We start from the raw sequence: 6584 nt of genomic DNA on the forward strand, positions 1-6584 counted from the left end.
GGCGGCCCTGGCTCCGGCCCGATGGGCGGCCCGGGTCAGCAGCGTCCGGGTGGCCCCGGCGCGCAGTTCGGCGCCGGCCCGGTGGCCCCGTCCCGGTCCTCCCGCCGTGAGGCGGAGGAGGAGTGGGACGAGGAGGAGGACGAGGGTCCCCAGTACACCTGGCTGCACTACATCATCCTGGTGGTCGTCGCGTTCGTGCTCGGCCTCCTGATCTGGAAGCTCGTGCTCGAGGGAGACAGCAGCTTCCCGACGGACCAGGCGGCGGCCCTGCTGGGCAACGTGCCGGGCGGACTGCCCGGCCTCATGGGAGGAAACACGGCATGACGGCGACCGAGCGGGCCACGGAGCTCGCGATCATCGCGGCGCGGGCGGCGAGCGACATCAAGGCGCAGGAGATCATCGCGCTCGACGTCAGCGAGCAGCTCGTGCTGACCGACGTCTTTCTCATCGCGTCCGGCGCGAGCGAGCGTCAGGTCTCCGCGATCGTCGACTCCGTCGAGGAGGCGCTCTTCAAGGAGGGCGTCAAGCCGATCCGGCGCGAGGGCAAGTCCGAGGCCCGGTGGGTGCTGATCGACTTCGGCGACGTCGTGGTGCACGTGCAGCACGCCGAGGACCGGACCTACTACGCGCTCGAGCGCCTGTGGAAGGACTGCCCGGCGATCCCGCTGCCGGAGGACGCCCGCGGCGGTGGCGACACCGGCGAGTTCAGCGACCCCGACGACGGGGCGATCCACCTGGCCGGGGACCCGCGCCTGTGACCGCTGGAACGATTGTCCTGCTGCGCCACGCGCGCACGGCGTACAACGCCGGCCTGCGGCTGCAGGGCCAGATCGACATCCCGCTCGACGAGGTCGGGCGGTGGCAGGCGGAGCAGGGCGCCAGGGCACTGGCGGCGTCGCACAAGGCCTCCCTCGTGGTGGCCAGCGACCTGCAGCGGGCCCAGGACACCGCGGCCGCGTACGCGCAGCACCTCGACCTCGAGGTGGTGCCGGACGCCGGCCTGCGCGAGCGGTCGTTCGGTGACTGGGAGGGCCTGACCGACGCCGAGATCGCCGAGCGCTGGCCGCAGGAGCACGCGGTCTGGCGCAGCGGCGGCGAGCCGGCGGCGAACGGCGTCGAGTCCAAGGAGGTCACCGCCCGGCGCATGGAGGAGGCGGTGCTGCGGCACGCGGCCGGGCTCGGCCAGGGGGAGACCCTCGTGGTCGTCTCGCACGGTTCGGCGATCACGCAGGCCATCACCCGGCTGCTGGGCCTGGACCCTGCCACGTGGCGCGGGCTGCACGGCCTGCACAACGTGCACTGGTCGCACCTGCGGGCCTCCGGGCCCGGCGCGTCGCCCGCGTGGCGGCTCGTCGCGCACAACGTCGGGGCCGGATACCCGCTCGACACGTGGCAGGCGGGGCCCGAGTCCCGGCAGTGACCGAGCGCATTCGGATTCGATTTGGTCCCCGGCGTCGGTCTGCATAGACTAGCGACGCTCGCCCGGCCGAACGGCTTGGGGGAGACCAATCTGGGGCTGTGGCGCAGCTGGTAGCGCACCTGCATGGCATGCAGGGGGTCGGGGGTTCGAGTCCCCCCAGCTCCACCCAGAAGAGATCCGGGGCCCGTCGATGGCGGGCCCCGGATCTTTTTGCGTGCTGGATGCGGACCGACCGGGTACCGGTCGGTCCGCCGGTCGGATCAGGCCGCGCAGAACACGTCGGTCCCCGGCAGCTCGCCCGTCAGCAGGAACCGCGTGGTGGTGTTCAGCGCGCACGCGTTGTCGTCGTAGACGTAGACACCGTGCTCGCCCGCGTCGACACTGACCAGCCGCGCCCGGTCGCCGAACCGATCCCGGGCCAGGGCGCCGCCGGCATGCGGGGTGGCCGGGTCGCGCAGGTTCTGCAGCACCAGCACGTTCTCCGGGCCCTCGTCGCTGATCTCCAGCTCCGGGTCGACCGGGTCGTTGTGCCAGAACGCGCACGGCGTGATGTTGGCGCCCGCGCCGCCGAACAGGGGGTAGCGCTTCCGGTCGACTGCGGTGTCCCGCTGGTAGGTGGCCACGTCCTCCGGCCAGTCCGTGTCGTTGCAGGTGACCGCCAGGTACGAGGACCAGGCGTTGTCGTACGGCGACGGCTCGCTCGCGGCACCCCTGGTGGCGGCGACGGCGGGCGGGCCACCCACCTCGGGCTGGACGTCCTCCAGATCGCGTAGCCGTGCACGCACCTCGCTCTTGTCGGAGTCGGTCAGCCCCTGCCACAGCTGCGCCGTGATGCCGAACCGCGCCTCCGTGTAGAGCCCGCCGAACCCGACGGCACGGAACAGCGCGCCGTCCACGCCGGCTACCGGTGCATCGTCGAGCCGCGCGGCGAGCTCGAGAAATCCCGCGCGCACCTGGGCGGGCGTGCGGCCGAGCTCGTAGGTGTCGTGCCGGGCGGCGACCCACCGCGCGAAGTCCGGGAACCGCTTCTCCATGCCGAGGCCGAAGCGCCGGTGGGAGTCCCGGTCCAGGCTGGTGGCGCCGAGGTTGCTGTCCACGATCACGCGGTCGCTGGTGTCCGGGAACAGCGTGGCGAACGCCGAGCCCAGCGCGCTGCCGTAGGAGGCGCCGTAGAAGCTCAGCTTCTCCTCGCCGAGGAGCTCGCGGATCCGGTCGATGTCCCGGGCGGTGTTGGCCGTGGTCATGTGCCGCATGCGGCCGTCGGTGTCGTGCTCGGCGCACTGGGCGGCGACCTGCCGGGCGACCTCGGCGTGCTCGGTGACCGCCTCGGCGTCGGGCGCGTACGGCGGGATGTTGCCCATGTAGGGCTGGTCCGCGGTGAAGCCACAGGTCACCGGTGACGACCTGCCCACACCGCGCGGGTCCATGCCGATCAGGTCGTAGCGGTCCAGCACGCTGTCCGGCATGCCGAGGTTCGCCATCTCGGCGGGCTGGGTCAGCCCGGAGCCACCGGGTCCACCCGGGTTGAGCAGCAGCACGCCCGCGCGCTTCCCGGGGTCGGTGCTCGCCAGCCGGGAGATCACGACCTCGATCTGCCGGCCGTCGGGCTCGTCGTAGTCCAGCGGCACCTGGACCGTCGCGCACTCCAGCGGCACCGGCGTCACCAGGTCGTCCGGGCAGGCTGACCAGACCGGCGGGTCCGCCGGGCCGCCGGGCCGCTCGTCACCTGCTCGCTCGCCGCCGGCCGCCGGTGTCGCGAGCAGCGCACCCGCCAGCCCGGCCACCGTCATCAGCGCCAGCCCGCGTCTCATCGTTCGTCGTGGATCCATGTCTCGCACCCCTCGTGGTCCGTCGTCGGAACGTGCGTGACCCACTCCAGCCCGTGCCCTGGGGGCACGGTCAACCGGGGGCGCGGTGTGACGCCTCTCACGCCCCCGGCCGCATTGACCTGAACCATAGTTGAGGTTCTAGAGTCGGGAGCATTCGACGAGAGGACGCGGAAATGTCCGTCTACACCCTGCCTGACCTGCCCTACGACTACGCGGCGCTCGAGCCGCACATCAGCGGGCGCATCATGGAGCTGCACCACGACAAGCACCACGCCGCGTACGTGGCCGGCGCCAACGCCGCGCTCGACGCGCTGGCGCAGGCGCGCGAGACCGGCGACCTGGCCGCCGTGAACCTGCACGAGAAGAACCTCGCGTTCAACCTGGGCGGCCACACCAACCACACCGTCTTCTGGAACAACCTCTCGCCCGACGGCGGCGGCGAGCCGGACGGCGAGCTCGGCGCGGCGATCGCGGACCAGTTCGGCAGCTTCGCGGCCTTCCAGGCACACTTCGCCGCCGCGGCCACCGGCATCCAGGGCTCGGGTTGGGCGGTGCTCGGCTGGGACAGCATCGGCGGGCGGCTGCTGGTGTTCCAGCTGTTCGACCAGCAGGCCAACGTGCCCCTGGGGATCACCCCGCTGCTCATGCTCGACATGTGGGAGCACGCGTTCTACCTGGACTACCTCAACGTCAAGGCGGACTACGTCAAGGCGTTCTGGAACCTGACGAACTGGCCCGACGTCGCCGGCCGGCTCGACCAGGCCCGCGCCGCGACGTCGACCCACGCCGTCTGACGGGCCCATCGGCGCCGTCGTTCCGCAGGAGAAGAGGACCGTATGGCCTCCCACACCGTTTCCACCTACATGACCGGTCCGCCCGTCGTCCTGGAGGCGACCGCGTCCCTCCGGGCCGTGGCCACGGCGATGTCCGAGCAGGACATCGGGGCGGTGCTGGTGCAGGACGGCACCCGGCTGGCGGGTCTGGTCACCGACCGGGACCTCGTGGTCCGGGGGCTGGCCGCGGGCCTCGGGCCCGACACCCCGGTGCTCCAGGTCACGAGCAAGATCCTGGTGGCGGTCGGGCCCGACGACTCCGTGGCCACAGCGGTCCAGGTGATGCACGAGGCCGCGGTACGCCGGGTGCCGGTCGTCCACGACGGCGCCGCGGTGGGAATCGTCTCGATCGGAGATCTCGCGGTCTCCCTCGACCCGGACTCGGCACTCGCGGACATCTCGTCGGCCTCGCCGAACGACTGATCGACCCGGCGCGAGCTGGTGCCGGGACCGGAAGCACACGACACACATCGGACGGCGGACATGAGAGCACTGACGTGGCAGGGCCAGGAACAGGTCGGGGTCGAGGACGTACCCGATCCCGTGATCCAGGAGCCGACAGACGCGATCGTGCGCGTCACGTCGACCGCGATCTGCGGGTCCGACCTGCACCTGTACAGCGTGCTGGGCGCGTTCATCGACAAGGGCGACGTGCTGGGCCACGAGGCGATGGGCGTGGTCGAGGAGGTCGGCCCCGAGACGGGCGGCCTGAAGCCCGGAGACCGTGTGGTCGTCCCGTTCGGGATCGCGTGCGGCCGGTGCTGGATGTGCGAGCGCGGGCTGCAGTCGCAGTGCGAGACCACGCAGGTCACCGACCAGGGCAGCGGGGCGGCACTGTTCGGGTACACCAAGCTGTACGGGCAGGTCCCCGGTGGGCAGGCGCAGTATCTGCGGGTCCCGCAGGCCCAGTACGGCCCGGTCGTGGTGCCCGACGACGGCGAGCCCGACGAGCGCTACCTGTACCTGTCGGACGTGCTGCCGACGGCGTGGCAGGCGGTCGAGTACGCACAGGTCCCGGAGGGCGGGTCGGTCGTCGTGCTCGGCCTGGGCCCGATCGGCCAGATGGCGGCCCGGATCGCCGCGCACCGGGGTGCTGGGCTGGTGGTCGGCGTGGACCTGGTGCCCGAGCGGCTGGCCTTGGCGGCACGGCACGGGGCCACGGTGATCGACCAGAACCGGACCGACGTCGTCGGCGCCGTCCGCGACCTGACCGACGGGCGCGGCCCGGACGCGGTGATCGACGCGGTCGGCATGGAGGCGCACGGCTCGCCCGTCGCGGAGGCGATGCAGAAGGCGGCCGGCGTGCTGCCGGACGTGCTGGCCAAGCCGGTGGTGGAGCACGCGGGGACGGACCGGCTGGCTGCCCTGCTCACCGGCATCGACCTCGTGCGCCGCGGCGGCGTCCTCTCGCTGGCGGGCGTGTACGGCGGTGCCAAGGACCCGCTGCCGATGCTCACGCTCTTCGACAAGCAGGTGACGATCAGACAGGGGCAGGCCAACGTGCGTCGCTGGACGGACGACCTGCTGCCGCTGGTGAGCGACCCGGCCGACCCCCTGAGCGTCCTGGACCTGCGGACCCACCGCTGGCCGCTGGAGCAGGCGCCCGCGGCGTACGCCATGTTCCAGCACAAGGAGGACGGCTGCATCAAGGTCGTGCTCGACCCGGCGGCCTGACGGCCCCATGGCGTCCACACCCGTCGACCTGAACCCGGCCGAGGCGGCCCGGGTGGTCACCGCCGTCCTCGCGCCGCTCGTCGCGCAGGGCGCGATCATCCGCCGTCCGCGCGCCACCGCCTGGGCGGAACGGCACCAGACCGACCGTACGGCGCGCAAGGTTCTGGCCGGCCTGCGCGCGCGGCACGACGGCGCCCCGCTCGTGCTGCGGATCGGGCCCCGTCGCCTGGTGGTGGTCACCGAGCCGGGCGACGTGCAGCGCCTGCTCGAGGGCTCGCCCGAGCCGTTCACCCCCGCGAACAGGGAGAAGATCGGCGCCCTCAGGCACTTCCAGCCGGACGGTGTCCTGATCTCGACCACCACCGACCGGCGATACCGCCGCCCCTTCAACGAGACCGTGCTGCGGCCCGAGATGCCCGTGCACGACGACGGAGCCGCCTTCACCGACGCCGTACGGCGCGGTGCGGCGGCCCTGGCCCGAAAACTGCACGACTCCGGCACGCTCGACGCGTCGACGTTCACCGACACCTGGTGGGAGATCGTCCTCCAGGTCGTGCTCGGGCCGTCGGCACGCACCGACCGCGAGCTCGTGGACGTGCTCGACGCGCTGCGCCGCGACGCGAACTGGTCGTGGTTCCACCCGCGCGACGACCGGCTCCGCGCCGAGCTCGGCCGCCGGATCGAGTCCTACCTCGCCGTGCCCGAACCGGGCACCCTGGCCGCGGCCGCCCATGCCGCGGGACCCGTCACGGCCCCGGGCCAGGTGCCGCACTGGCTCTTCGCCTTCGACACCGCCGGGGCCGCGACCCTCCGGGCGCTGGCGGTCGT

Annotated in this window: 8 protein-coding genes and 1 tRNA gene; 8 read left to right on the forward strand and 1 reads right to left on the reverse strand. The window is 72.6% G+C overall.

Annotated elements, in window-relative coordinates; translation table 11 throughout:
- The 4 genes from PROKR_RS34195 to PROKR_RS07190 form a co-directional block, all read left to right on the forward strand.
- On the forward strand, positions 1 to 324 hold a 324-nt coding region (locus tag PROKR_RS34195; protein WP_211240054.1), incomplete at its 5' end, for a hypothetical protein.
- The gene (rsfS, locus tag PROKR_RS07180; RefSeq protein ID WP_036961252.1) at positions 321 to 758 is read left to right on the forward strand and encodes a ribosome silencing factor; all 438 of its coding nucleotides are present in this window, start codon (positions 321 to 323) and stop codon (positions 756 to 758) included. The genes PROKR_RS34195 and rsfS, both read left to right, overlap by 4 nt.
- A complete protein-coding gene (locus PROKR_RS07185) occupies positions 755 to 1420 on the forward strand; it encodes a histidine phosphatase family protein (protein ID WP_036961255.1) in 666 nt (221 codons plus the stop codon). Before rsfS ends, PROKR_RS07185 begins: the two co-directional genes overlap by 4 nt.
- A 92-nt stretch (positions 1421 to 1512) precedes the next feature.
- Positions 1513 to 1585, forward strand: a tRNA-Ala gene (locus PROKR_RS07190).
- A 95-nt stretch (positions 1586 to 1680) separates the two neighbouring features.
- On the opposite strand, the gene PROKR_RS07195 is transcribed toward PROKR_RS07190, so the two are convergent.
- On the reverse strand, positions 1681 to 3231 hold the full coding sequence (locus PROKR_RS07195; protein WP_245605732.1) for an alpha/beta hydrolase: 1551 nt from the start codon (positions 3229 to 3231) through the stop codon (positions 1681 to 1683).
- 191 nt (positions 3232 to 3422) lie between these two features.
- Between PROKR_RS07195 and PROKR_RS07200 the strand changes: the two genes are divergently transcribed.
- The 4 genes from PROKR_RS07200 to PROKR_RS34200 form a co-directional block, all read left to right on the forward strand.
- Positions 3423 to 4043 (forward strand): superoxide dismutase, encoded by a 621-nt coding sequence (locus tag PROKR_RS07200; protein ID WP_036961259.1) that lies wholly within the window; start codon positions 3423 to 3425, stop codon positions 4041 to 4043.
- 42 nt (positions 4044 to 4085) lie between these two features.
- Positions 4086 to 4505 (forward strand): CBS domain-containing protein, encoded by a 420-nt coding sequence (locus PROKR_RS07205; RefSeq protein WP_036961262.1) that lies wholly within the window; start codon positions 4086 to 4088, stop codon positions 4503 to 4505.
- Positions 4506 to 4565: 60 nt separating this feature from the next.
- Positions 4566 to 5756: a zinc-dependent alcohol dehydrogenase gene (locus PROKR_RS07210; protein WP_036961265.1), complete on the forward strand. Its 1191-nt coding sequence runs from the start codon at positions 4566 to 4568 to the stop codon at positions 5754 to 5756.
- Between the two features lie 7 nt (positions 5757 to 5763).
- Positions 5764 to 6584, forward strand: an 821-nt coding sequence (locus tag PROKR_RS34200; RefSeq protein ID WP_036961365.1) for a hypothetical protein, incomplete at its 3' end; no start/stop codon positions are given.

Source organism: Promicromonospora kroppenstedtii DSM 19349 (assembly GCF_000515355.1).
Classification (GTDB): Bacteria; Actinomycetota; Actinomycetes; order Actinomycetales; family Cellulomonadaceae; genus Promicromonospora; species Promicromonospora kroppenstedtii.